The sequence below is a fragment of the Bacillus sp. AFS012607 genome (assembly GCF_002558005.1).
In the GTDB taxonomy this organism is placed as follows: domain Bacteria; phylum Bacillota; class Bacilli; order Bacillales; family Bacillaceae_G; genus Bacillus_A; species Bacillus_A thuringiensis_S.
In genome coordinates, this window is sequence record NZ_NTVM01000012.1 from 247,302 (window position 1) to 273,980 (window position 26,679).

The following is a 26,679-nucleotide window of genomic DNA, read 5'->3' on the forward strand; positions in this document are numbered from 1 at the left end:
CCACTTTCCTTGTGAATTAGATTGTACTTTATAGTTAAGTAAAGTAAATCTCAACGTAAAGAAATCCAATTATGTCGTTGTCTTAGAAGAATGTAACTACAATCATTGATACAAATAAGATTGTTAAATAATTTAGGGAATAAACAAACATTTGCACGGACCATTTTATGTCATCTTTCTTACGGAATCCATAAAATCCTAAAACGATCCATCCGATGTTAAGCAGTGTTGCAATTACCATAAATGTTATCCCTAGTCCACTCATATAAAATGGTAGTGGTAATAAACATACTGTCCAAATCATAATTTGGCGTTTCGTAATTTCAAATCCATGAACTACAGGAAGCATTGGAATTCCTGCATTTCGATATTCATCAACACGTTTCATCGCTAATGCAAGGAAATGTGGGATTTGCCAAATAAACATAATTAAAAATAACATCCAAGCAATTGGATGACCTAAAGATGGATCGATTGCTGCCCATCCAATTAAAGGTGGAACTGCACCAGATATACTACCTACAACAGTATTTAGTGTATACTTTCTCTTTGTCCATAAACTATATAGAACAACATATGTGAAAGCACCAATAAATCCCATTAAGACTGCCATTGGTGTTGTTAATAATAAAAATACAAAACCAAGAAGTAATATGACTAGTCCAAATGTAAGTGCAAATCCTGGTTTATACTTTCCAGTAACCGTTGGACGGGTCTTTGTTCTTTCCATTAATGGATCGATGTCTCGATCAATGTAGTTGTTTAAACAACATACCCCTGCCATAACTAATCCAGAACCAACGATTGTAAAGAATAACTTATCCAGATTGTCCATTACACTTAATCCATTAAAGTGTAATGCCAACCAAAATCCTGTAAATACAGTAAGTGTATTTGAGTTTACAATCCCCATTTTAACGAGTGCTTTTAAATCTTGTATCCGAGTTGTTTCCGGTACACTTGTAACAGCGGACTCATCATGCAGCTCACTTGTTGCATGGTTCATCACTCTAACCCCCTCTTAAAACTTTCATCTTTCTTTTTGCGCCTATTTCAAATGAAATAATTCGCTTCTATATAGCAATATTATTACAGTAGAAACATTGTTAACCCATTCTACTACTAATCTACGCCCATACTCCAATATATTAAATCATATTTCCCGAACATTTTGTGAAGAAAACATGAACTTTTTGTGTCGAATATAAAAAACTTCATTCTGACTTGTCCTTATCATAACATGATGTTACCTTCTATAATAAACTATTTTATCCTATTTAACACGTATTCTCCCCATTTCTTTTCAAAACAGCCTATTTTTCACCTAAATTTTTCCTTACGAACCCTGTTTTTACACCTTTTTTCTCCCCCTTTCCTTTCCCCTCCATTTCTTTGCTATTTTATTATTTTTTATATATCATAGGAACTAGCGCGTTTTATTCTATACATAATGGAATGAAAATATTTCGCAATAACTTCATAGCAGAAAGATGGTGAAAGAGATTGCAACGCTTTATTAAATGGTTAGCAGTCATTACAAGCCTTGATTTATTAATAGTTTTATTAGGAGGCGCTTTAGTTACAAAAACAGGTTCTGGTCAAGGTTGTGGTAAATCATGGCCACTTTGTAACGGTGAATTTGTTCCATCTAATTTATCAATGGAAACTATTATTGAACTTAGCCACCGATTAACATCAGGATCAGCTGGAATTCTTGTCACTCTCCTTTGTATTTTGTCCTGGAAATATTATAAACATGTGCGTGAAACAAAAACGTTAGCAATTTTATCCTTCGTATTTTTAGTTGCACAAGCATTAATGGGAGCAGCAGCAGTTGTTTGGGGACAAATGCCAGCTGTACTTGCTATCCATTTCGGTATTTCCTTAATTTCATTTGCTTCTGTCATTTTATTAACGTGTCTTATCTTTGAAATTGACCAAAAATTTGATGCACGTTCTCTTATTATGGACAAAAAAATGAAATTTCATATTTATGGTGTAACAATTTACAGTTATATCGTCGTCTACACAGGTGCTTTAGTACGTCACGAACGAGCTAGCTTAGCCTGTCCAGACTTTCCTTTATGTAGCAAAAACAGACCTATGCCAACTCAACTACATGAATGGGTTCAAATGGGCCATAGAGTTGCAGCAATGTTAATTTTCGCTTGGATACTTTACGCGATGATTCTCGCTATTCGTCATTACAAACAGCAACCTGTAGTATATTGGGGATGGATCATTTCATTTATCCTTGTTACACTTCAAGCTTTAGTAGGAATTTTAGTTGTATTTACAAACGCTAGTTTAGCAATGGCATTGTTACATTCTCTATTCATTTCTTGCTTGTTTGCCGTACTATGCTATTTAGTTATGTTAGGAACAAGAAGTAAAATGAATGCAAAAGAAGCCGGATCAACTTCTAAACAAACAAAATAATTTAAAACTAAAATCCCTTGCCAATTCGGCAAGGGATTTTTTGCAATAAAGAAAAGAGCTGTATTTACACAGCTCTTTTTTTATTTTAGTGATCTAATTCAATAAGTAAATCACCCGTTTGAATTGCATCACCATCGTTAACATATACTTTTTTCACTTTACCATTGAACGGCGCTTGAACTGTCGTTTCCATTTTCATCGCTTCTGTAATTGCCATAGAATCGCCTTTTTTCACTTCATCGCCTTCTTTTACAACTACTTTAATTACCGTTCCTGGCATTGTTGCACTAATGTGATTTGGATTTTCACGGTTTCCTTTCACACGTTGTGCAACTGTTGCTTTCACACTCTCGTCTTTCACGACAATTTCACGTGGTTGACCATTAAATTCCAAGTAAAGGACACGATTTCCATCCGGCTGTGGTTCTCCAATTGATACAAGTTTCACCATCAATGTCTTACCTTGTTCAATTTCCACATCAATTTCTTCACCTAGTCTCATACCATAGAAGAATGTCGGTGTATCAAGTACAGATACATTTCCATAAAGCTCAGCAACTTTTTCATAGTCCATAAATACTTTTGGATATAATGCATATGCAACTACATCAAAAATTGTTACTTCGCGTCCAAGTTTATGGAATAATTCTTCTTTTAACGCGTCGAAATCTACTGGCTCTAGTAGTTCACCTGGTCTTACTGTTAACGGCTCTTTCCCTTTTAAAATAATCTTTTGCAATTCTTTCGGGAAACCACCGTACGGTTGACCTAAATCACCAGAGAACATTTCAACAACAGATCCCGGGAAGTCCAACGCATGTCCACGCTCTAAAACATCTTGTTCTGTCAGGTGGTTTTGAACCATAAATAATGCCATATCGCCAACAACTTTTGATGACGGTGTTACTTTTACAATATCTCCAAACATGTCATTCACACGACGGTACATTACTTTCACTTCATCAAAGCGATCTCCTAAACCAACCGCCTTCGCTTGTTGTTGAAGATTACTATACTGTCCACCTGGCATTTCATGCATATATACCTCTGTGTGAGGTGCATTCATACCACTTTCAAACGGTGCATAGTATTTGCGTACATCTTCCCAATAATGAGATAGCTTTTCTAAAGAATCGATATTAACATCTGGTTGTCTTTCATTTCCACCTAGTGCATAGAATAATGTGTTCGCACTCGGTTGTGACGTTTGACCAGCCATAGAACTCACCGCTACATCGACAATATCAACACCTGCTTCAATTGCCTTCGTATACGTTAATATACCATTTCCACTCGTATCGTGCGTATGCAGGTGAATCGGAATTGATACCGTCTCTTTTAATGCTGAAACTAAATCATATGCTGCGTTTGGTTTTAGTAAGCCAGCCATATCTTTAATACCTAAAATGTGAGCTCCCGATGCTTCCAACTCTTTTGCTAAGTTTTTATAATAATTCAAATCATATTTACTACGTAATGGATCATGAATATCTCCTGTGTAGCACATTGTTGCTTCTGCAATTTTACCAGTATCTCGTACAGCATCAATTGCAACTCTCATGCCTTCTACCCAGTTTAAACTATCAAAAATACGGAATACATCAATGCCAGCTTGAGCAGAACATTCTACAAATTTTTGGATTAAATTATCTGGATAGTTTTTGTATCCAACTGCGTTTGAAGAACGAAGTAACATTTGGAATAACACGTTCGGCATTTTTTCACGAAGATCTAGTAATCGTTCCCATGGATCTTCTTTTAAGAAACGATACGCAACATCAAACGTTGCACCGCCCCACATTTCCGCTGAGAATAGGTTCGGTAACATTCTCGCTGTTGGCTCTGCAATTTGATGTAAATCTTTTGTACGAATACGAGTTGCAAGTAATGACTGATGTGCATCACGGAATGTTGTATCCGTCAAAAGTACACGTTTTTGATCCTGTACCCACTTTACTAATCCGTCCGCTCCACGCTCATCCAAAATTTGTTTCGTGCCATTTTGGATTGGCTCTGAGTGTAATACATTCGGTATACGAGCATCTGGAAAAATTGGTTTCTCTTTTTTCCCTACTCCTGGGAAGCCATTTACTGTTACTGAACCAATATAATTTAACATTTTCGTTCCGCGGTCTTTACGTTTCGGGAACAAGAATAGTTCAGGTGACACATCAATAAACGAAGTATCATATTCTCCTGATAAAAAGTTTTTATGTTTTACTACATTCTCTAGGAATGGAATATTTGTTTTAATACCACGAATACGGAATTCTTTTAAGTTACGTTCCATTTTTGCAGCTGCTTGCTCAAAAGTAAGTGCCCAAGTTGTAACTTTTACAAGTAAAGAATCGTAGTACGGTGTAATAACTGCACCTTGGAAGCTATTTCCTGTATCAAGACGCACACCAAAACCACCGCCTGATCGATACGCCATAATTTTTCCTGTATCCGGCATAAAATTATTTAGCGGATCTTCAGTTGTTACACGAGATTGAATTGCAAATCCATGCACAACTACTTCCTCTTGCTTCGGCACACCTACCATTTTGCTATGTAATGAATGTCCATCAGCTATTAAAATTTGTGATTGAACGATATCTACTCCTGTAATCATTTCTGTAATCGTATGTTCTACTTGAACACGTGGATTTACTTCAATGAAGTAAAACTCATCATCTTTTACAAGGAATTCTACTGTTCCCGCATTTAAATAGTTTACATTTTTCGTTAACTTCACAGCAGCATCACAAATACGCTGACGCAAATCATCTGAAAGTGATACACTCGGTGCTATTTCTACAACTTTTTGATGACGACGTTGTACAGAACAGTCACGCTCGTATAAATGAACAACATTGCCTTCTTCATCTGCTAAAATTTGTACTTCTATATGTTTAGGTTTTTCAACGAATTTTTCGACGTAAACTTCATCATTACCAAAGGCTGCTTTCGCTTCTGATTTCGCTCGATTATATGATTCTCCTAATTCCTCACTAGTACGCACAATACGCATACCACGACCGCCACCACCAAGGGACGCTTTAATAATAATCGGGTAATCATACTTTTCAGCAAATTTTTCGACTTCTTCTAATGAATCTACTGGACCATCACTACCAGGTATAACTGGAATTTGTGCTAGCTGCGCTTGTGTTCTTGCTTTCACTTTATCTCCAAACATATCTAAATGCTTACTTTTCGGACCGATAAAGATAATTCCTTCTTCTTCGCAACGTTTCGCGAATTGAATATTTTCTGACAAGAAACCATATCCAGGGTGGATTGCATCTACATGATTACTTTTTGCAATCTCAATAATGCCTTCAATATCTAGATAAGCATCAATTGGTTTTTTTCCTTCCCCAACTAAATAGGACTCATCGGCTTTATAGCGATGATAAGAACCACTATCCTCTTTAGAATAGATTGCAACTGTTTTTAATCCTAGTTCCGAACAAGCTCGAAACACACGAATTGCAATCTCTCCACGGTTAGCTACCAATACTTTTTGAATACGTTGCAGCTTTGTCATGATTTTCCCCCTCTACTTTCCTACCACTCTAGAGATAAAATATATACACACCTTAAAAAGCGTGAAGTTCTTCACTTTCCACATTATATTATACTTAGAAAGCTTCACTTTATTTTTATCCATCATACCTTATTTTTTAACAAATGATAAGTTTTCTGTGCAATTTGTTTCACAAAAATAGTATAGCATACCTCTTCCTTTTCTAACAACTTAATTGTATATCACATTCAACTTAATGTGATATATCTTTTAACTGAAATATATATTAATACATCACATTTAAAACTACTTAAAAATAAAAAACACATTATGCTCTAAAGCACAATGTGTTTTTTATTTTACAACTACAAGATGTGGTCCATTTTGTTCTTTTTCTTTCATTAATCCATTCTGTTGTTTCTCTTGTCGTTTCACGTGACTAGCAATATTGAGTAGTATCCCCATCGCAAGTAGATTAGCTAATAAAGAACTACCACCGTAACTGACAAACGGTAATGGTACTCCGGTAAGTGGTATTACCCCAGACATACCACCAACATTAATAAACGTTTGAACTCCAAACAAGCTTGCAATTCCGATAGCTATTAAACTTCCAAATGGATCTGTACACTTTTGTGCAACTCTAAATGACCGAATAATAATTAGTAATAAACAGATTAAAATGATAGCTACACCTATAAAACCAAGTTCTTCAGATATAATTGCCATTATAAAATCCGTTTGCGGTTCTGGTAAATAACCATATTTTTGTACACTATTCCCTAATCCTCTACCATTAAGCCCTCCAGAAGCGATTCCAATAAATGAATTCACTAATTGAAATCCATCCTTTTGAGGATCATTAAACGGATCAAGGAAAACAGAAAAACGTGCCTTTTGATATGGATTTAATGCATAATTACCAAGCAGATATAGTGCTGGAATCCATACTATAGAAGTTAAAGCAATTCGTTTAATCCATAAGTTAACCTGTACTCCCGAACAAAGAAACATAATTCCTACTGTTCCTGCAATTAACAAATCAGTACCTAAATCATTTTGCTTTAATATTAAAAACATGATTATACCAACACCAATAAGTACTGGACCTGCCCCTTTGGAAACAGGTGTATTCGTTTCTTGTCTTTTGGCAAAGAAATGAGCTAAGACGAGAATAACTGTTATCTTAACAAATTCTGCAGGCTGTATTCCAAATATCCACCCGTTTGCACCGTTTACTTTCTTAGTGAAAAAAGCAGCTGCAGCTAATAAGGCAACACTAGCACCGTAACTCCCCAACAAAAAAATTCGTTTTCTCCAAACTTTATATGGGATAGTAGCAATAATTATTAATACTATTGTCCCAACAACTAAAGTAATTAATTGTCTTTTAAAAAAGAAATTTGCTGGTTTATCAAATCTCGAAATCGCAACAATGGAACTAGAACTATATACCATTATAACTCCCAGCACACATAAGATAACAAGAGGAAGTACCAATGAATAATCCATTGATTTCCATACTTTTTTCATTTCATTTCCTCTTTCTGTTTCAATTTAATTATTGTTGTATTCCATATGTACATTGATTCTTCCTGCTTTATTATACAAATAAAAAGCTCAAACTAATTTAGTTTGAGCCCCCTTATTTGAACCCGTTATTGTTGTTTGTTTGTAAACGCTTCATGAAGTGCAGATAACTCACGTTCGAGCTCACCTAACATTGCTTTCCCTTGTTCTTCTGCAATAAGACCAAGGCGAACTGCAAAATCGACCTCGCGGGATAGTCCAAACATTTGTGTGTCTAACACTTCTTCATATAATGGACATTGCGGCATTGTAAGATGGTCCATTTGCACCTTAATAAGTCTTAAAATCTTCTCTGCATCCGCTTGTAGAAGGGCTAGTGCCTTTTCCTGATGATTTGCTACTGTCTCAGACGCCAAATTGATTCCCTCCGTTTCCGTCCTACTCTCCTCTATCCTATCTATTAATATTAGCGATAGTTTTCATAAATTGCAATAGAAACATTTTTTGTGACAACAGTGTCTAATACTATTATACTGAAAAGTGGGAGTATAACACAAATGGGGGAAGAACAATGAGCGAAATTTTATTTATTAACGGAAAAGTACGTTTTCCAATCACTATTGATCCAACTGTTTGGATCTTTGATGATCGAAAAGTAGATTTGACAACTTACTTTGATGAAACTAGAGAAAACACGTCTGAACTAGAAACTTATTTAAAAAACACTTCAGAACATTGGGATCGCGAAATCCGTGATGGTGCCGCTTTTCCTCCAATACAACAAAGTGTGAAGAAATATAAAAAAGAACAGCTGATTACTGGAACATTTGGTATACCATTTCATCCATTCCTTGCTAACGCTGAAATTTTAGAGGGCACTACGCAAGTTGAAATTGAAACGGTAGATCATACAATGACACTTCCATTAGAAACTGTCAAAAATGCTATACTAGGCTTTTCAAAAGAAGGAAAACCATTAAAAGAAGACGGACCTGTTCATCTCTATTTCAATGATGGATCTAATCGACAAAATCCAATCCGGAACATCCGTAAATTTACAATTATTTAAAGAAAAGGAGTGAGCTTAAGCTCACTCCTTTTTACAATAAATCTGCTGCTAGTTGAGCTAAATTAGATCGCTCCCCTTTAACAAACTTCACATGACCACTAATGCGCTGTTCTTTAAACTTCTCTACAACATACGTTAAGCCATTATTATATTCATCTAAGTATGGGTGATCAATTTGCTGAGGATCTCCCATCAATACAATCTTACTCTTTTCCCCTACCCTAGTTAGTATCGTTTTCACTTCATGCTTTGTTAAATTTTGTGCTTCGTCAATGATAATGAACTGATCTGGAATACTTCTCCCGCGTATATAAGTAAGGGCTTCTACTTCAATTGAACCCATTCCAGCTAAAATAGCATCTAACTCTCCTGGCTTTTTCGTATTAAATAAATACTCTAGGTTATCAAAAATTGGCTGCATCCATGGTCTTAACTTTTCTTCTTTTTCTCCTGGTAAATAACCGATATCTTTTCCGACTGGGACAATTGGTCTTGCAACGAGTAATTTTTTATATAACCCTAAGTCTTCTGTTTGCATAAGTCCCGAAGCTAATGCAAGTAACGTTTTTCCTGTGCCGGCTTTCCCTGTTAACGTTACAAGCGGAATATCTTCACGAAGCAACAATTCTAATCCCATGATTTGCTGCACGTTTCGTGGTCGTATCCCCCACACTTGTTCATTGTGAAAAATAAGTTTCTTTACCTTCTTACCTAAGTGATCCACGATGCCAAGCGCAGAACTAGAGCCCCCCAATGCATCTTTCATTACTACAAATTGATTTGGATAAAAAGGATGATTCGCAATTTCAGATAGAGGCAATTCACCTTTCTCATAAAAATAATCCAATTGTTCTTTTGATATATATCCTTCTAAAAAGCCAGAATATATATTTTCTACTTCAATTACGCGATCACTTAAATAATCTTCAGCCTTCAAACCAATTGCATCAGCTTTTACCCTTACGAGTACATCTTTACTTACTAAAATAACAGACTTCCCGTCCTCTTTTTCCTGTTCTTCTAAAGATAGATTTTTTGCTACAGCTAAAATTCGATTATCATTTGTTTTTTCTACAAAAATATCTTGTAGTTGCACAAATGAACGATGGTTCAATTCAATACGAAATGTTCCGCCGTTTTCTAGCGGGATACTTTCATGCAACTTTCCTATTTCACGAAATTTATCTATTAACTTAGATACATAACGAGCGTTTCGTCCTACTTCATCCATATAACGTTTTTTCGAATCAACCTCTTCTAATACAACTGCTGGAATCACTACTTCATTGGTTTCAAATGAAAAAATAGATAAAGGATCCTGCAAAAGTACATTCGTATCTAACACATAAATTTTATCCAACCTGTTACCCCCTGACTCCACTTTTAAATTTGTAGAACAAGGGTTTCATCCATAAAATATGGACGAACCATTGTTATAATTATATGTACCGTGTAAACGAGGTAGAATCGAAAATCATAGTCATTAAACCTTTTATTTATTCTTTATTCATTTCTATTCAATATATTACCTTTTATTATAATTATTAACGTTAAATCACAATAACCGATTACAAAAGTGAATAAACGAATTTCTTATTTAGCATCTTTATAATTCTCTTATCCCTACTAGCACTTCGTTATCCAGCTTTTTCGCTGCCCGAAGATCATATGTTTTTTCATATGTTGGTTCAATTGCAAGTTTCGCTCCATAAAACATAACATCACGCACTTCTTGCACATTTACTTCTATTACAGTTAATTTTAAAGAAATACCTTCCATTCTATCTGTCAAAATTTCACCTGCACCACTTATGGAAAATACGGATTCATTCGCCATTATAGTCAATACCACACCTGTATTATGCCGTATATTTTCCACAATACGTGAACGTTGATCTACTGCAAATCGAATACTAGTTTTACTCACTGCATACACCCAAGAAATAGCACTTACGTTAGGAACTTGTTTTTCGAAATCTGTCGTTGCTATCATAACAATACACTCTTTACGCAACGTTTGTACTAAACCCTCTGTTAAGGTAGGCTCTACTACATTCGCCATATTTTCACCTCCAAACATACTTGGTATATCCTTATCATAACTTATTTTTTGAATTGCGAAAATATTATTTTTTCCCACTATTATTCAAAAACATTATACTTCCATGATATACTTATACTGATAGAATTCGTATTGAGGTGACGAAATGAGAGTCAAATGTATGATTTGTGATAAAAAAGATATGTTAGATGATGAAAATCCTATGGCAAAAAAACTGCGTAATCGCCCTATTCATACATATATGTGCATGGAATGTTCGGAACGAATTGCAGAGCGTACAATGGAACGTCATGCAAGTGGTAATTTCCGATTATATCGTGATAAAAAAATCGAAGATGATTGGTAAAATGTAAATAAGTCCTTACTCATATAGATAAGGACTTATTTATATTTTTCTGGTTCACGATTCATCTGATCCAAAAAACAATCAATGGCTTCTAACGGAAACCTTGCAGATTTCCGTTCTCCATTTATTTCGTATGTAATTAAATACATCTCCTCGTTCTTTTCGACTTCCACATTTTTTAATTTATGTTCTTCATATATCATATTTTGAAATAACAAATACGTTTCTTTTGCAGCACTATCATCTGGACGTGCTTCAGCAACTGTTTTAATTGTTAACCAATTATATAGTGCATCTTGTACTGAACGCATAAAAACTCCCCCTTCCTCATCCTGCTTTTTGTTGTTTCGCTTGACGCAAACGTAATCTATAAATCCCAAGTACAATTGCTGCTACAACAAGTCCTTCTCCAACGGGTAAAAATACAGCAAAAAAGGTTAATACTGTACATCCAATTGCTAATGATATGTATATCACAATATTTTTAAGTACAGACAACTTTCTAGCAAACCCTAAATTATAGACGAGAGCACTTAATATAATAATCGTCCCATAAAGTAACCACATTCCTAACTCTGGATTTTCATCTACCTTACACAATTTTGCAAAAAAAGACATCCTTTCTAACACACTCTTCCCCCCTAGCAGTAAAATACAATTTTCTTTATACACTTAATACAAGAGTAACTCGCAAAAAAAATACTGTCCACAAAAAAAGAGTAAATATTCTAAAAAATAAACAAAATAAAAAACAACGACCTTTTATAAAGGTCGTTGTTTTTTTGTTTTTACGCTTCAACCGATTTCTTTTTCTTAGCAGCTCTTTCGCGCTCACTCTTATCAAGAATCTTTTTACGCAGACGAATTGATTCTGGAGTTACTTCACAGAACTCATCATCGTTTAAGTACTCTAATGATTCTTCTAAAGTCATTAGGCGTGGTTTCTTCATTGTTGAAGTTTGATCTTTCGTCGCAGAACGAATGTTAGTTTGTTGTTTCATTTTCACAACGTTAACTGTTAAGTCGTTCTCACGAGTGTGTTCTCCAACAATCATACCAGCATATACTTCTGTACCTGGTTCAACGAAGATTACACCACGGTCTTCAACTTGCATAATACCGTATTGTGATGCTTTTCCTGTTTCAAGTGAAACTAGAACACCTTGGCGACGTCCACCAACTTGTCCAGCGTGTACTGGTTGGTAGCAATCGAATGTATGGTTTAAAATACCGTAACCACGAGTTAATGTTAAGAATTCTGTTGTGTAACCAATTAAACCACGTGCTGGAACCATGAAAGTAAGGCGCACTTGACCGTTTCCGTTATTCACCATATCTAACATTTCACCTTTACGTGCACCCATAGATTCCATAATAGAACCAGTGTATTCTTCAGGTACATCGATTTGTACGCGCTCTACAGGTTCACATCTTACGCCATCAACTTCTTTAATGATTACCTCTGGCTTAGATACTTGTAATTCATAACCTTCACGACGCATGTTTTCGATTAAGATAGATAAATGTAGTTCCCCACGTCCAGATACGATCCACGCATCAGGAGACTCTGTATTATCTACACGTAAACTTACATCTGTTTCTAATTGTGAACGAAGACGCTCTTCAATTTTACGAGATGTAATGTATTTACCTTCACGACCTGCAAATGGGCTGTTATTTACAAGGAACGTCATTTGTAGTGTTGGCTCATCAATACGTAGTAATGGTAACGCATCTTCATGCTCAACCGGACATACCGTTTCACCAACGTTAATGTCTTCCATACCAGAAACGGCTACTAAGTCCCCAGCTTTTGCTTCTTCGATTTCTTGACGTTTTAATCCAATGTAACCGAATAATTTCGTTACGCGGAATTGTTTTACACTTCCGTCAACTTTCATTAAAGCAACTTGTTGTCCAACCTTCATTGTACCGCGGAATACGCGTCCAACTCCAATACGTCCAACATAGTCGTTGTAATCAAGAAGTGCTACTTGGAATTGAAGTGGCTCTTCACTGTTATCAATCGGTGCTGGAATATGTTCGATAATTGTATCAAATAATGATTTCATATTCTCTTCTTGATTTGCTGGGTTTGAATCTAAGCTTGCTGTTCCGTTCATTGCTGATGCAAATACAACTGGGAACTCTAATTGATCTTCGTTTGCACCAAGCTCAATGAATAAGTCGATTACTTCATCAACTACTTCATCAGGACGAGCGAAGTCACGGTCAATTTTGTTTACAACTACGATTGGAGTTAAGTTTTGCTCAAGAGCTTTCTTTAAAACAAATCGTGTTTGTGGCATACAACCTTCATATGCATCAACAACAAGTAAAACACCATCAACCATTTTCATGATACGTTCTACTTCTCCACCGAAGTCAGCGTGACCTGGTGTATCTAAAATGTTAATTCTTTTATCTTCATAGTGAATCGCTGTATTTTTCGCTAAAATTGTAATACCGCGTTCTCTTTCTAGATCATTTGAATCCATTGCGCGTTCTTCAACGTGTTCGTTCGCACGGAAAGTCCCCGCTTGACGTAATAACTGGTCAACAAGTGTTGTTTTACCATGGTCAACGTGGGCAATAATTGCTATATTACGTAAATCTTGTCGTTTTTTCAACATGTCCAACTCCTAATGTCTTTTTAATCCTTCTCTATTATAAGAGCGAAGGGGATACAATAGCAATTAAAATAAAAGCAAGAATGAAAATATAGTTGTATTCTTACTTTTGTGAAAGTAAAATGAGATTGGAGGGTGAAGAAATGGAACACATTCAATATCGCTTTTTATTAACCGCAATTATCGGTGTTATTTTCTTAATCGGTATCGGCATTATGATTGCTGAAAATAGTCCAATCGGTATTATTATTTGCATTATCGGCACATTTGTTGCAGTTGGGTACGGTTTTGTAACAAAAAGAAAAATGCGCAAATCACAATAACGCTAAAAAGTAAGAAGCTTATACACAGCCTCTTACTTTTTTTGTTGCTCTAATATAAACGATAACACTTCTTCATACACTCCTGGTTTTGCAACTAACACACTGCTCTTCTCTATGATAGAAAGTGGCGCTCCAGAGAATGTCGTCACCTTACCTCCAACTTCTTCTACAATTATCTGTCCTCCGCCAAAATCCCATGGTGATAATCTCGGCGTTACATATGCATCTATTCTTCCTGTTGCAACGTATATCATCTCTAGTGCTGCACAGCCATATGATCTCGTGCCCCTTGCTTTCTTAACAAGTGCCATCATACTTTCCATATTAAGCAATGGATTATCTGTAAGCCATATCGCATTTAAAGCTACAATACCTTGCTCTACAGTTCCTTTTTCCAATGGAGGAATTGATATATCATTACAAAAAGCTCCGGATCCCTTGACTGCATGATATAGTTCATCGTGCACTGGATCATAAATAAGTCCAATCTTTCCGATACCGTTCTCATAAATACCAATTGAAATCGCAAAATTTCTTTTTTGATGAACAAAGTTCATCGTACCGTCAATTGGATCAATTAACCAAACAACCCCGCCAGAAGACGTTATCTCGTCTCCATAACCCTCTTCTCCTAAAATATTATGATTCGGGAATGTTTCTTTAATTTTCCCAATTAAAAACCGTTCTATCTCTCGGTCCATATTTGTAACTAAGTCAGCTGCATTTGATTTTGTTTCTATAATAAGTGCTTTTTTCATTGATGCCATCAAATGCTCTCCTGCATCCCGAATCCACCGTTTGGCGTGTGCATCGATGTCTTTCCATACTTCTTGCATGTTTAAACACTCCGATCTATACTGTTCACAGAAAAAACGAACCCTTTATAAGGTTCGCACCAACTAATTTTTTATACATATACTATTATTACGCTTCTAAACGAATCATTTCAAGTCTTAACACTTCTAACTTTTGTACACACTCTTCTTTTTTCTGTTTATCATCTTCCATCATCGCATCATATAAAGTTGCTAATTCATAATCTAGCTCCAAACGTAGCACCGGTATTCTCTTTTCGGCATCTGTTCTCTTTAACGCATTAATCACCTGTCTCATATTATTTGCCTCCTCCCAATATTCGTCTGCCCTCGGACTAGAATTAATTCAATTTTCTGATTTTTTGTTTTATACTATACTATGTTGGATAAATCATCTATGCAACAAAATTATATTTTTTATTTTAATTTTTTTGTGCTGTTTTTTTTATGAATAGTACAAGCTATGCTAAAATAAAAGCAAAATAGGAGTTGGAGGAACAATCATGACAATACAAACATTCAAGTCAACTGATTTTGATGTCTTTACAGTTGATGGTCTCGAAGAACGAATGAGTGCAATTAAAACGAACATTCATCCTAAGCTAGAAGCTTTAGGGGAACAATTTGCAGAATACTTATCCAAACACACTGATGAGAACTTTTTTTATCATGTTGCAAAACACGCACGACGGAAAGTCAATCCACCAAACGATACTTGGGTTGCTTTTTCAACAAATAAACGAGGATATAAAATGCTACCGCATTTCCAAATCGGCTTATGGGGTACTCATGCCTTCATATACTTTGGTTTAATCTATGAGTGTCCACAAAAAGTTGAGACGGCTCATGCCTTCTTAGAACATTTAAATGATTTAAAAACAAATATTCCAAATGACTTCGTTTGGTCCATTGACCATACTAAACCAAGTGTGAAATTACATAAAACACTTGAAACCGAAGACTTACAAAAGATGATTGAACGACTAGCTACTGTAAAAAAAGCAGAATTATTAGTTGGTATTCATATATCACCAGAGGAGTTTTCAGCAATGACCAACGAACAATTCCTTGCTAAGATTGAATCTACGATGCAACCACTCCTTCCTTTATATGCACTTTGTAATCGATAGTAGAAAACGGACAATTTATATTGTCCGTTTTTAGTTGTTATCACATTATATCACTTCAGTTTTTATTTTTCAAAATATTTTTATATTTTTACAACCTTTTGTTCTTCAACTTCCTTTGCCCTTTGAATAGCACGATATATAGAGTATCCACTTACTTCTTGAAACTCTTTATCAATTTTCTTTTCTTCTGCTTTCGATGGAACAATCTCTTTAAAACGACGATATAAACCCATTAATTCTTCTCTTATAATTCCTTTTTCATAAGCTTTCTCAATCGCTTCATAAAACTTCACAATTGTAACCATTTCCTCATTTGACCAATCATAATCTAACGGATATTGATATTCCATTTCGCACCTCATTTATCATTTCTTCTTGTTTCATTATGCTATCTTAAAGAGAATATTTTATTATTCATTATAGCCACTCTGCATTATACACTATTTATTCATTTTAATGGAATTGTCTTCCTCTATTCATTAGTTGAGGCTAACTATTAAACATACTCACCTTAAAAACATTTTTTTCTATACATCTATAATTATTGGTGATATAATGCTTTTGTTTTATAGAAAATAAAGTGAAGCTACCATCTCAAAAACGATTTTTTGAATGGCAGAAAAACAAGCCTCATTCTAAAAAAAGACTTACCTTTTTTAGAGCAGGATTATATAAAACAAATTATACTAAATATTATGAAGAAGAAGGGGTGTATAGATTGTCCCAATACGAAACACCATTGTTTACCGCTTTAGTTGAGCACAGTAAGCGAAATCCAATTCAATTCCATATTCCTGGTCATAAAAAAGGACAGGGCATGGATCCTACATTTCGCGAATTTATTGGGCATAATGCATTAGCAATTGACTTAATTAATATTGCGCCACTCGATGATTTACATCATCCAAAAGGTATGATTAAAGAAGCACAGGATTTAGCAGCCGCTGCATTCGGTGCAGATCATACTTTCTTTTCTATTCAAGGTACAAGTGGCGCTATTATGACAATGGTGATGAGCGTTTGCGGTCCTGGTGACAAAATCCTAGTACCACGAAACGTGCATAAATCAGTAATGTCAGCTATTATTTTCTCAGGTGCAAAACCGATTTTCATGCATCCTGAAATCGATCCGAAGCTCGGTATTTCTCATGGAATCACAATTCAATCTGTCAAAAAAGCACTTGAAGAGCACTCAGATGCAAAGGGCTTACTTGTTATTAATCCAACGTACTTTGGGTTTGCTGCAGACTTAGAACAGATTGTACAATTAGCACATTCTTATGACATCCCTGTACTAGTCGACGAGGCTCATGGTGTTCATATTCATTTTCACGATAAATTGCCGATGTCGGCGATGCAAGCTGGTGCAGACATGGCAGCAACAAGTGTCCACAAATTAGGAGGCTCTTTAACTCAAAGTTCTATTCTTAATGTGAAAGAAGGCTTGGTGAATGTAAAGCATGTCCAATCTATTATTAGCATGCTTACGACTACATCAACTTCTTACATCTTGTTAGCATCACTTGATGTTGCCAGAAAACGTCTTGCCACAGAAGGAACAGCACTCATAGAACAAACAATACAATTAGCTGAACATGTTCGTGATGCTATAAATTCTATTGAGCATCTTTACTGTCCTGGAAAAGAAATGTTAGGTACAGATGCTACCTTTAACTATGATCCTACAAAGATAATTGTATCTGTAAAAGATTTAGGTATTACCGGCCACCAAGCTGAAGTATGGCTTAGAGAGAAATATAACATTGAAGTAGAACTCTCAGATTTATACAACATACTATGTCTTATCACTTTGGGAGATACAGAAAGTGATACAAATACACTTATTGCAGCATTACAAGATTTAGCAGCAACATTTAGAAATAGGGCAGATAAAGGTGTTCAAGTACAAGTAGAGATTCCAGAAATTCCAGTGCTAGCACTTTCTCCTCGAGATGCTTTTTATTCGGAAACAGAAGTCATTCCATTTGAAAATGCAGCGGGTCGTATTATAGCTGATTTTGTTATGGTTTATCCGCCAGGGATTCCAATCTTTACTCCGGGGGAAATTATTACACAAGAAAACTTAGAGTATATTCGTAAAAACTTAGAAGCAGGTTTACCTGTACAAGGTCCTGAAGATATGACATTACAAACATTACGTGTTATTAAAGAGTACAAGCCTATCAGTTGATAGGCTTTTTTTTCACCTTTTTTCCTATTCTTCATACGATACTAAAGAATGTAACGTATAGGTGGGGATACTATTATGATTGTAATAGGCCGTTCTATTGTACATCCTTATATTACAAATGAATATGAGCCATTTGCAGCAGAGAAACAACAAATTTTATCAATAATGGCAGGAAATCAAGAAGTTTATTCCTTCCGAACAGCTGATGAACTCAGCTTTGATCTCAATTTACGAGTTAATATTATTATCTCTGCACTAGAACTTTTTCAAAGTGGATTTCAGTTTCGCACATTTCAACAATCCTTTTGCAACCCCCAGTATTGGAAAAGAACATCCCTTGGAGGATTCGAGCTTCTTCCAAACATACCACCTTCTATTGCCATACAAGATATTTTCAAAAACGGAAAACTATATGGAACTGAATGTGCAACCGCTATGATCATTATTTTTTATAAAGCTTTATTATCATTGTATGAGGAAGAAACTTTCAATCGTCTATTTGCAAACCTTTTACTTTATACATGGGACTACGATCAAGATCTAAGGCTCATAACAAAAACCGGTGGCGATCTTGTTCCAGGTGACCTCGTTTACTTTAAAAACCCACAAGTGAATCCAGCTACGATTGAGTGGCAAGGAGAAAACACAATCTATTTAGGAAATTTCTTTTTTTACGGACATGGCGTAGGTGTAAAAACAAAAGAAGAAATTATTTATTCATTAAATGAACGACGAGTCCCTTACGCTTTTATTTCAGCTTTCTTGACCGATACTATTACCCGTATCGATAGCCGTATAATGAGCCAATACGCTTCTTCTAGTACACCACAGACATCCATAAGCTTTATTCCAATTAGAGATGATGCAATCGTTGCAACAGTTGGCCATACAACTACAATTTATTAAAAAAGCGCCTACACATGTAGGCGCTTTTTCTTATTATTAAGCTTTTGTATGTTCTTTATGGTCACATTCGCAATGAGATCCACATTTCCCGTATAGTACTGTTGATTTTTCATCTTCAAAATGTCCAATTGTTCCTTCACATACTTGGCATACGATTGTTCCCATTTTCATTTCCCCCTGAGTTTTAATAGTAATCTATTTATTTATCATTAAGCTTTCGCATTATCTTTTCTAGCACAGTCACAATTTGTTCCACATTTTCCGTAAAGTACCGTCGTTTTCTCATCTTCAAAATGTCCGATTGTTCCTTCACATACTTGGCATACGATTGTTCCCATTTTTTATTTCCCCCTAAGTTTATGGTCCTAAAAACTTTTAGCTGTCCATTTCCTATCAATTATTGGGCTTTTGTATGCTCTGTGTGATCACATCCGCAAGATCCACATTTCCCGTAAAGTACCGTTACTTTCTCATCTTCGAAGTGTGCAATTGTACCTTCACAATCTTGACATACGATTGTTCCCATTTTTCATTTCCCCCTAAGTTTATAATCCCAAAAACTTTTTTGTAACCGCTTAACTTTCTGTCTTTATTTTAATATGTTATACTTTTTACGTCAATAGGTTTTTAGTATAACACATTAAATATTTTAAATTTTAATTAGTATGCGATATTCAAATAAAAAACAGCCATATTTATAAGTACGACTGTTTCACATTAATTATTCTTCATATTCCGCATGTAAAGAAGTTGACGGAACTAGAAATTTGAAAAACTGAGCTAACTCCTTCGCTTCCTCTTCTGACCCTAATTTAAAAATCTCCTGTATATATTGAACATTCTCTACATCATCTCTTCCGAGTAAAGTAGACCTTCCTGTTTGCATACAAACAATGAGCGGTTTTCCAAAAAACATATTTGTATAAATAACACCAAAATCATAACGTGTATCATGTGTCATAAACCCTAAAAATCGTACCTTCACACTTTCATGCTCATCATACAATTTTTCAAACATTGGTTTCCACCTTTCTACATCACGTTTCATTACTAGTATATTAAACAAAACATGTAATACTCCTTTTAATTGTCAAAAAATTCAGTAGGATGTAGAATAATAGTATTCTACTAAGTTAGGGGGAACTTATATGCAACATGCCTTTATTACGCTTGTACCTAAATCCAATCAACAATCTGTTTCAATAGATGATATAAAACAACTTTTTCATTATTATAAAACAGTTACTTCTAAAACTGGTGCCCAAATTAATTACCCGTATACAAATACCGCTTTTCCTTATGAAATTTTAGATACATCAGCAACAACATTAAAACTTCAATCCAATCACGACCGGTATGACTCAATTTATATTGGTGTTGGTATAGAAAATGAACAATCTTTCATCCAAGTTTCTTTACCACCTAATGCAACATATGGTGACAAAGGGAAAGCGAATGAATTTTGCCGTTTTTTAGCGAAGAAATTAGAAGGAGAGTTACAATTATTTAATGGAAGAACAATGTATTTTTATAAACGTTAATTTAAAAAATAGATAATATGATTAAAAATAGTATACAATTCGAACATGTAAGAAATAAAGCTTGCTTTCTTACGTGTAATACAAAATATGCTATTACATAGGCTAAATACAGGAATACGAAAAAAAGAATAACTTTATAATGAAACTTATCACCATTCGATAATGTTAATACAGTGGAAAAGCCACTCCATAGTAGTAAATGATAAAATATAACATGTAATATTTTCATGGAACCTTCTCCTTTGACATGCTCTATTTTATTAATATATGGGGTTAAGTTTGAATCAATTACATATTATAGGATGATATATATTACCTTTGAAGTAAGTTACGCCTAAATCATTTGTTAAAGTATTATATATTCATTCGACAAGTACGTTTAAAGACCTTGCAAGTCATTTGATGAAAATAAAAATAGCCCCTCTCTTACAATAAGAGAGGGGCTATTTACATTACTTAAATTATTTTACAATGTGAATTGGCATTCCAAGAGCAACTTCAGCTGCTTCCATTGTGATTTCACCTAATGTTGGGTGAGCATGGATTGTTTGAGCGATATCTTCAGCTGTCATTCCAGCTTCGATAGCTAAACCAATCTCAGAGATAATATCAGAAGCACCTGCACCTGCAACTTGAGCACCTACAAGAAGACCATCTTCTTTACGTGTTACAAGTTGTAGGAAACCGTCAGTGCTGTTTAATGATAATGCACGACCGTTAGCAGCGAATGGGAACTTAGATACAGTTACAGTCATTCCAGCTTCTTCAGCTTGTTTTTTAGTGTAACCAACAGATGCTAATTCTGGATCAGTGAAGCATACTGCAGGAATTCCGATGTAATCGATAGCTGATGCATGGCCACTAATTGCTTCTACAGCTACTTTACCTTCGTAAGAAGCTTTGTGAGCTAATGGTGGTCCAGGAACGATATCACCGATTGCATAGATGTTTGGTACATTTGTACGACATTGCTCATCGATTTCGATGATGCCGCGGTCAGTCATTTTAACTCCAACTTGCTCAAGACCGATTTCTTGAGTGTTTGGACGACGACCTACAGTTACTAATACGTAATCTGCTTCTACAGTTTGGATTTCACCTTTAACTTCAAAGCTAACTTTTACGCCAGTTTCTGTTTCTTCAACGCCTTTAGCCATAGCTTTTGTATGGATATTTACGTTACCTTTTTTCTGTAGAGCACGTTTAACAACAGAGCTCATAGCTTTTTCGAAACCAGCTAAGATTTCGTCGCCAGCTTCTACTACAGTAACTTCTGTACCGAAGTTAGCATATGCAGTACCTAATTCCATACCGATGTAACCGCCGCCGATTACAACAAGTTTTTTAGGAATTTCAGGTAAGCTTAAAGCACCTGTAGAGTTGATAACACGTTTAGAGTATTTGAATCCTGGAATTTCGATTGGTGTAGAACCAGTTGCAAGAACAGCATTTTTAAACGTATAAGTTTGAGCTGCATCTTCAGTCATAACGCGTAATGTGTTAGCATCTACGAAGTAAGCTTCACCGCGAATGATTTCAACTTTGTTACCTTTAAGAAGGCCTTCAACACCGCCAGTTAATTTCTTAACTACGCCGTTTTTCCATTCTTGAACTTTTGTAAAGTCAACTTTTACGTTCTCTGCAGTGATACCCATGTCATCAGAATGCATTGCATTCTCATAACGATGACCTGCATTGATTAACGCTTTTGAAGGAATACATCCAACGTTTAAGCATACGCCACCAAGGTTAGCTTTTTCAATAATTGCTACCTTTTGACCTAATTGTGCTGCACGAATTGCCGCAACGTATCCACCAGGACCTGCACCAACAACGACTGTATCTAATTCAATTGGGAAATCTCCTACTACCATTGTTATTACGCCTCCATTACTAATAATTGTGGGTCATTCAATAGACGTTTAATTTGGTTTAACGCTTTTTGAGCAGTTGCGCCGTCAATTAAACGATGGTCAAAGCTTAGAGATAATGCTAATACTGGAGCTGCAACGATCTCGCCATTTTTCACAACTGGTTTTTCAGCGATACGGCCGATACCAAGGATTGCTACTTCTGGGTGATTGATAACTGGAGTGAACCATTGTCCACCTGCAGAACCAATGTTTGTAATTGTGCAAGAAGCACCTTTCATTTCAGTTGGAGCTAGACGACCTTCACGTGCTTTACCAGCAAGATCGTTGATCTCGTTAGAAATAGTGAAGATAGACTTACGATCTGTATCTTTAACAACTGGTACTAATAGACCTTTGTCTGTATCAGCTGCGATACCGATGTTGAAGTAATGTTTATGAACTACTTCTTGAGATGCATCGTCTAAAGAAGTGTTTAACATTGGGTATTCACGTAATGCAGATGTTAAAGCTTTAACAACGTACGGAAGGTAAGTTAATTTAATACCTTTGTCAGCTGCTACTGCTTTGAACTTCTTACGGTGAGCAACAAGCTCAGTTACATCAACTTCATCCATTAATGTTACGTGAGGAGCTGTATGCTTAGAGTTAACCATTGCTTTCGCAATCGCTTTACGGATACCACTCATTTTCTCACGAGTTTCTGGATATTCTCCAGCTGGAATTGGTTGTGCTTTTGGTGCTTCTTCTTTCGCTGCTGCTGGAGTAGCTTCTACTGCTGCTGGAGCCTCAGTTGCTGCTACAGTTTGTCCACCATTTGCAAATGCATCGATGTCAGCTTTTACGATACGGCCATTCTTACCAGTACCAGCTACTTTATGAATGTCTACACCTTTTTCACGAGCGTATTTACGAACAGATGGCATAGCGATTACGCGCTCATTTACTACTTCTGCAGTTGCTGCTGGAGTAGCTTCCGCTGCTGGAGCTTCTACTGCTGCTTCTTCAGCTTTTGGAGCTTCATCATGATCGTCACCTTTAAATTTAAGGTTTTCGTATCCAGGAGCATCAAATTTAATTAATGTATCTCCTACGATTGCAACTGTTCCTTCTTCTACAAGTACTTCAAGTACTTTACCTTTAACAGGAGAAGGGATTTCTACTACTGCTTTATCATTTTGTACTTCAAGAAGTACATCGTCTTCATTTACTTCATCGCCTGGTTTAATAAACCATTTTACGATTTCACCTTCGTGGATACCTTCACCGATATCTGGTAGTTTAAATTCAAATGCCACGGAATTCAGCCCCCTGATTCATTTCATTATTATGGAATATGTGCAAAAGAAACCAGCATGTGCTGATTTCTTTTGCACATGAAAAACTAAAAATTAGAAGTTCATTACTTTGTTTACAGCTTCAACAATATCCTTGTGGTTTGGTAACCATACGCTCTCTGCTTGAGAGAATGGGAATACTGTATCAGCAGCTGCAACACGTACAACTGGAGCTTCTAAGTTTAAGATTGCACGGTCGTTAATTTCCGCTACAACGTTAGCTGCAATACCAGCTTGTTTTTGAGCTTCTTGAACTACAACTACGCGACCTGTTTTTTCAACAGAAGCGATGATTGTTTCGATATCTAATGGTTGAACTGTACGTAAGTCAACAACCTCTAAAGAGATACCTTCTTTTTCAAGTTCTTCAGCAGCTTTTAATGCAGCGTGAACCATAGCACCGTAAGCGATAACAGATACATCTGTACCTTCACGTTTGATATCAGCTTTGCCTAAATCAATTGTGTATTCGCCTTCTGGTACATCTTGGCGGAATGAACGATACAATTTCATATGCTCTAAGTAGATAACTGGATCGTTGTCACGAATCGCAGAGATTAAAAGACCTTTAGCATCGTATGGAGTAGATGGAATAACAACTTTTAGACCAGGTTGTTGAGCCACTAATCCTTCTAAGCTATCAGCATGTAGTTCAGGAGTATGAACACCACCACCGAATGGAGAACGAACTGTTACTGGAGCAGTCCAACGTCCACCAGAACGGTAACGCATACGAGCCAATTGACCAGAAATTGAATCCATTACTTCAAAAACGAAACCGAAGAATTGGATTTCTGGAACTGGACGGAATCCTTCAAGTGCAAGACCAACTGCAAGTCCACCAATACCAGACTCTGCAAGTGGAGTATCCATTACACGATCTTCACCAAATTCAGCTTGTAAACCTTCAGTAGCACGGAATACACCGCCGTTTACACCAACGTCTTCACCAAATACAAGTACGTTAGGATCATTTTTCATTTCAACGCGTAAAGCATCAGTGATTGCTTGAATCATTGTCATTTGAGCCATGGCTTACTTCGACTCCTTTTCTTTGTAGATTTCATATTGTTCAGCTAAGTTGTAAGGCATTTTTTCGTACATGATTTCCATTAAATCAGTTACTTTTTGTTTTGGAGCTTGGTCAGCCTTAGCAATTGCTTGTTTGATATCTTCTTTTGCTTCTTCGATTACTGTCTCTTCAACTTCTTGAGACCATAGGCCTTTAGCTTCTAAGAACTTACGGAAGCGTACGATTGGGTCTTTTTGTTCCCATTCGTTTTCGATATCTTTTGTACGGTAACGAGTTGGGTCATCACCAGCCATTGTATGTGGACCGTAACGGAATGTTAAAGTCTCGATTAAAGTAGGACCTTCGCCATTTACTGCGCGCTCACGAGCGAAAGCAGTTGCTGCGTATACAGCTAATGGATCCATACCGTCTACTTGAATTCCGTAAATACCTGCTGCTACTGCTTTTTGTGCTACAGTTTTAGCTGCAGATTGCTTTTCTACTGGAGTAGAGATTGCATAACGGTTGTTTTGAACAACGAAGATTGCTGGAGCTTTGAATGCACCTGCAAAGTTCATACCTTCGTAGAAGTCACCTTGTGAAGCACCACCGTCACCAGTGTAAGTAATTGCAACAGATTTTTTACCACGTAGTTTCATACCTAACGCAACACCAGCAGTTTGGATGATTTGCGCACCGATAATGATTTGTGGAGCTAATGCATTTACATTCTCAGGCATTTGGTTACCCATGAAGTGTCCACGAGAGAATAAGAATGCTTGATATAATGGAAGTCCGTGCCATACTAATTGTGGTACATCACGGTATCCTGGTAAGATGAAGTCTTCTGCTTCAAGTGCGAAATGACTCGCTAATTGAGAAGCTTCTTGTCCAGCTGTAGGTGCGTAGAAACCTAAACGTCCTTGACGGTTTAAAGAAATAGAACGTTGATCTAATACGCGAGTATACACCATACGACGCATTAATTCTTTTAATTGATCATCAGATAATTCAGGCATAGCTGCTTCATTCACAACTTCACCGTTTTCATTTAAAATTTGTAATGTTTCAAATTGAGCTGCGATAGCTTTCATTTGCTCATCAACATTAAATAGGGTCTTTTTTGTTTTAGTACCCATTCCGTTCACCTCTTCCTCTCTTGAACCATATTCTGAAACGCTTTCACTGGCTATTTTCCAGTTTAAAAAGCGCAACGATGTAAACCAACATGTTTATCTGTCGGTTGAGAATAATTTTGTGTACCTAACAATCTGTACTAATGTTTTTTCAGAAACATATTAATACAATCTTGATCACGTTTTTTAGTTTACAACTATTCTAATTACGATGTCAATTACTTTGAATACGTTTTTTTATAAATAATATGCAGGTTTCTACTACACAAACGTGTTTTTATTTTTTACATCTGTATTAGTAAGCATTGACCTACTGTTATATTATTCCCTTTTTCACTTATTTTTTCTCTTAGAATAATATGTAAACGATTTAATTCTCTTTAGTTTTTCTCTCTTCGTAACAAAAATATACAAACTATCCTTCCTTTTTTAGGTAAATACCTATACATTTCTACCCTCTCTTCCATACATTATAGTAACCGCAGTATTAGCGGGAAATGATAAAGGAGGTCATCTCATGTACGGATACTCATATTGCTATCCAACTTGTTCATATCCTTCCTACGGTTATGGCGGTTCTTGTGGCGGGTCTGGACGCGGCTTCGCCTTAATCGTTGTGTTGTTTATTCTTTTAATTATCGTTGGTGCTGCTTGCATTCGCTAATGTAAAACGAAACAACTATGGAAAGAAAAAGACGGCTTTGCCGTCTTTTTCTGTTTATCACATACATAAATACTCTATAATAGAACGATTTCCAAAATACCTTCCCTTTCTTGCCGATGACTTTTTCCATCTCCTTTGGTAGACTAAAGAGGAAAGGAGAGATTAC

30 protein-coding genes are annotated in these 26,679 nt (G+C 36.0%); 9 read left to right on the top strand and 21 right to left on the bottom strand.

The genetic code is table 11. The features are described 5' to 3' along the window. Positions 1-82 precede the first annotated feature (82 nt). Positions 83-1,006 (bottom strand): protoheme IX farnesyltransferase, encoded by a 924-nt coding sequence (gene ctaB / locus CN409_RS14590; RefSeq protein WP_001015054.1) that lies wholly within the window; start codon positions 1,004-1,006, stop codon positions 83-85. Between the two features lie 497 nt (positions 1,007-1,503). Between ctaB and ctaA the strand changes: the two genes are divergently transcribed. Beyond that, entirely contained in the window at positions 1,504-2,439 is a 936-nt protein-coding gene (ctaA, locus tag CN409_RS14595) for a heme A synthase (protein WP_097981366.1), read from the top strand. 85 nt (positions 2,440-2,524) lie between these two features. Here the strand turns inward: ctaA and pyc are convergent, their stop codons facing one another. The 3 genes from pyc to CN409_RS14615 form a co-directional block, all read right to left on the bottom strand. Then, positions 2,525-5,971, bottom strand: a complete 3,447-nt coding sequence (gene pyc, locus CN409_RS14600) for a pyruvate carboxylase (protein ID WP_017763554.1) — start codon at positions 5,969-5,971, stop codon at positions 2,525-2,527. Positions 5,972-6,304: 333 nt separating this feature from the next. After that, positions 6,305-7,483 (bottom strand): FtsW/RodA/SpoVE family cell cycle protein, encoded by a 1,179-nt coding sequence (locus tag CN409_RS14610; protein ID WP_086390517.1) that lies wholly within the window; start codon positions 7,481-7,483, stop codon positions 6,305-6,307. Positions 7,484-7,608: 125 nt separating this feature from the next. Further along, a complete protein-coding gene (locus tag CN409_RS14615) occupies positions 7,609-7,896 on the bottom strand; it encodes an Fpa/YlaN family protein (RefSeq protein WP_000135694.1) in 288 nt (95 codons plus the stop codon). Positions 7,897-8,051: 155 nt separating this feature from the next. On the opposite strand from CN409_RS14615, the gene CN409_RS14620 reads away from it, so the two are divergent. Beyond that, a complete protein-coding gene (locus tag CN409_RS14620; RefSeq protein WP_016077289.1) occupies positions 8,052-8,549 on the top strand; it encodes a hypothetical protein in 498 nt (165 codons plus the stop codon). Between the two features lie 31 nt (positions 8,550-8,580). On the opposite strand, the gene CN409_RS14625 is transcribed toward CN409_RS14620, so the two are convergent. Further along, positions 8,581-9,909: a PhoH family protein gene (locus CN409_RS14625; protein ID WP_000358083.1), complete on the bottom strand. Its 1,329-nt coding sequence runs from the start codon at positions 9,907-9,909 to the stop codon at positions 8,581-8,583. 246 nt (positions 9,910-10,155) lie between these two features. Then, on the bottom strand, positions 10,156-10,611 hold the full coding sequence (locus CN409_RS14630; RefSeq protein ID WP_000024600.1) for a pyridoxamine 5'-phosphate oxidase family protein: 456 nt from the start codon (positions 10,609-10,611) through the stop codon (positions 10,156-10,158). A gap of 145 nt (positions 10,612-10,756) precedes the next feature. Between CN409_RS14630 and CN409_RS14635 the strand changes: the two genes are divergently transcribed. Then, on the top strand, positions 10,757-10,957 hold the full coding sequence (locus tag CN409_RS14635; RefSeq protein ID WP_002082250.1) for a YlaI family protein: 201 nt from the start codon (positions 10,757-10,759) through the stop codon (positions 10,955-10,957). Between the two features lie 35 nt (positions 10,958-10,992). Here the strand turns inward: CN409_RS14635 and CN409_RS14640 are convergent, their stop codons facing one another. The 3 genes from CN409_RS14640 to typA form a co-directional block, all read right to left on the bottom strand. Next, on the bottom strand, positions 10,993-11,268 hold the full coding sequence (locus CN409_RS14640; protein WP_001258138.1) for a hypothetical protein: 276 nt from the start codon (positions 11,266-11,268) through the stop codon (positions 10,993-10,995). Positions 11,269-11,284: 16 nt separating this feature from the next. Then, a complete protein-coding gene (locus tag CN409_RS14645) occupies positions 11,285-11,587 on the bottom strand; it encodes a YlaH-like family protein (protein WP_000893662.1) in 303 nt (100 codons plus the stop codon). A 158-nt stretch (positions 11,588-11,745) separates the two neighbouring features. Next, on the bottom strand, positions 11,746-13,590 hold the full coding sequence (gene typA / locus CN409_RS14650; protein ID WP_000914761.1) for a translational GTPase TypA: 1,845 nt from the start codon (positions 13,588-13,590) through the stop codon (positions 11,746-11,748). Between the two features lie 140 nt (positions 13,591-13,730). On the opposite strand from typA, the gene CN409_RS14655 reads away from it, so the two are divergent. Further along, positions 13,731-13,910, top strand: a complete 180-nt coding sequence (locus CN409_RS14655) for a DUF5325 family protein (RefSeq protein WP_000400123.1) — start codon at positions 13,731-13,733, stop codon at positions 13,908-13,910. A 32-nt stretch (positions 13,911-13,942) separates the two neighbouring features. Here the strand turns inward: CN409_RS14655 and CN409_RS14660 are convergent, their stop codons facing one another. After that, positions 13,943-14,746, bottom strand: a complete 804-nt coding sequence (locus CN409_RS14660; RefSeq protein WP_001158709.1) for an inositol monophosphatase family protein — start codon at positions 14,744-14,746, stop codon at positions 13,943-13,945. 88 nt (positions 14,747-14,834) lie between these two features. Beyond that, positions 14,835-15,023, bottom strand: a complete 189-nt coding sequence (locus CN409_RS14665) for a hypothetical protein (protein ID WP_001250164.1) — start codon at positions 15,021-15,023, stop codon at positions 14,835-14,837. Positions 15,024-15,228: 205 nt separating this feature from the next. Here CN409_RS14665 and CN409_RS14670 point away from each other — a divergent pair, with 205 nt between their 5' ends. Then, a complete protein-coding gene (locus CN409_RS14670) occupies positions 15,229-15,855 on the top strand; it encodes a YktB family protein (protein ID WP_000155316.1) in 627 nt (208 codons plus the stop codon). Between the two features lie 80 nt (positions 15,856-15,935). On the opposite strand, the gene CN409_RS14675 is transcribed toward CN409_RS14670, so the two are convergent. Then, positions 15,936-16,205: a UPF0223 family protein gene (locus tag CN409_RS14675; RefSeq protein ID WP_000456553.1), complete on the bottom strand. Its 270-nt coding sequence runs from the start codon at positions 16,203-16,205 to the stop codon at positions 15,936-15,938. 368 nt (positions 16,206-16,573) lie between these two features. Here CN409_RS14675 and speA point away from each other — a divergent pair, with 368 nt between their 5' ends. Together speA and CN409_RS14685 are read left to right on the top strand one after the other, a co-directional pair. Next, positions 16,574-18,046, top strand: coding sequence for an arginine decarboxylase (gene speA / locus CN409_RS14680; protein WP_000084903.1), 1,473 nt, complete (start codon positions 16,574-16,576; stop codon positions 18,044-18,046). A gap of 75 nt (positions 18,047-18,121) precedes the next feature. Beyond that, a complete protein-coding gene (locus CN409_RS14685) occupies positions 18,122-18,952 on the top strand; it encodes a protein-glutamine gamma-glutamyltransferase (RefSeq protein ID WP_000635339.1) in 831 nt (276 codons plus the stop codon). A 36-nt stretch (positions 18,953-18,988) separates the two neighbouring features. Here the strand turns inward: CN409_RS14685 and CN409_RS14690 are convergent, their stop codons facing one another. From CN409_RS14690 to CN409_RS14705, 4 genes are all read right to left on the bottom strand, one after another. Further along, entirely contained in the window at positions 18,989-19,117 is a 129-nt protein-coding gene (locus tag CN409_RS14690; RefSeq protein ID WP_000536796.1) for a GapA-binding peptide SR1P, read from the bottom strand. 44 nt (positions 19,118-19,161) lie between these two features. After that, the gene (locus CN409_RS14695; RefSeq protein ID WP_000536803.1) at positions 19,162-19,290 is read right to left on the bottom strand and encodes a GapA-binding peptide SR1P; all 129 of its coding nucleotides are present in this window, start codon (positions 19,288-19,290) and stop codon (positions 19,162-19,164) included. A gap of 59 nt (positions 19,291-19,349) precedes the next feature. Then, positions 19,350-19,478 carry a GapA-binding peptide SR1P gene (locus tag CN409_RS14700; RefSeq protein WP_000536778.1) on the bottom strand — a complete coding sequence of 43 codons (129 nt, stop codon included), beginning with the start codon at positions 19,476-19,478 and terminating at the stop codon, positions 19,350-19,352. Positions 19,479-19,673: 195 nt separating this feature from the next. Then, the gene (locus CN409_RS14705; RefSeq protein WP_000462038.1) at positions 19,674-19,970 is read right to left on the bottom strand and encodes a DUF3055 domain-containing protein; all 297 of its coding nucleotides are present in this window, start codon (positions 19,968-19,970) and stop codon (positions 19,674-19,676) included. Positions 19,971-20,100: 130 nt separating this feature from the next. On the opposite strand from CN409_RS14705, the gene CN409_RS14710 reads away from it, so the two are divergent. After that, complete coding sequence (locus CN409_RS14710; protein WP_001163295.1) at positions 20,101-20,493, top strand: DUF1885 family protein; 393 nt, start codon at positions 20,101-20,103, stop codon at positions 20,491-20,493. Position 20,494: 1 nt separating this feature from the next. Here CN409_RS14710 and CN409_RS14715 read toward each other — a convergent pair whose 3' ends face one another. The 5 genes from CN409_RS14715 to pdhA all read right to left on the bottom strand — a co-directional run bounded on the left by CN409_RS14715 (position 20,495) and on the right by pdhA (position 25,852). Then, on the bottom strand, positions 20,495-20,722 hold the full coding sequence (locus tag CN409_RS14715) for a hypothetical protein (RefSeq protein ID WP_000697469.1): 228 nt from the start codon (positions 20,720-20,722) through the stop codon (positions 20,495-20,497). A gap of 232 nt (positions 20,723-20,954) precedes the next feature. Then, positions 20,955-22,367 carry a dihydrolipoyl dehydrogenase gene (gene lpdA / locus CN409_RS14720; protein WP_000260104.1) on the bottom strand — a complete coding sequence of 471 codons (1,413 nt, stop codon included), beginning with the start codon at positions 22,365-22,367 and terminating at the stop codon, positions 20,955-20,957. Between the two features lie 5 nt (positions 22,368-22,372). After that, the gene (pdhC, locus tag CN409_RS14725) at positions 22,373-23,662 is read right to left on the bottom strand and encodes a pyruvate dehydrogenase complex dihydrolipoyllysine-residue acetyltransferase (RefSeq protein WP_000863420.1); all 1,290 of its coding nucleotides are present in this window, start codon (positions 23,660-23,662) and stop codon (positions 22,373-22,375) included. A 93-nt stretch (positions 23,663-23,755) separates the two neighbouring features. After that, entirely contained in the window at positions 23,756-24,733 is a 978-nt protein-coding gene (gene pdhB, locus CN409_RS14730) for a pyruvate dehydrogenase complex E1 component subunit beta (protein WP_000068163.1), read from the bottom strand. 3 nt (positions 24,734-24,736) lie between these two features. Further along, positions 24,737-25,852: a pyruvate dehydrogenase E1 component subunit alpha gene (gene pdhA / locus CN409_RS14735; protein WP_000536895.1), complete on the bottom strand. Its 1,116-nt coding sequence runs from the start codon at positions 25,850-25,852 to the stop codon at positions 24,737-24,739. A gap of 514 nt (positions 25,853-26,366) precedes the next feature. Here pdhA and CN409_RS14740 point away from each other — a divergent pair. Beyond that, the gene (locus CN409_RS14740; protein WP_000274562.1) at positions 26,367-26,513 is read left to right on the top strand and encodes a YjcZ family sporulation protein; all 147 of its coding nucleotides are present in this window, start codon (positions 26,367-26,369) and stop codon (positions 26,511-26,513) included. The last annotated feature ends 166 nt before the right edge of the window (positions 26,514-26,679 follow it).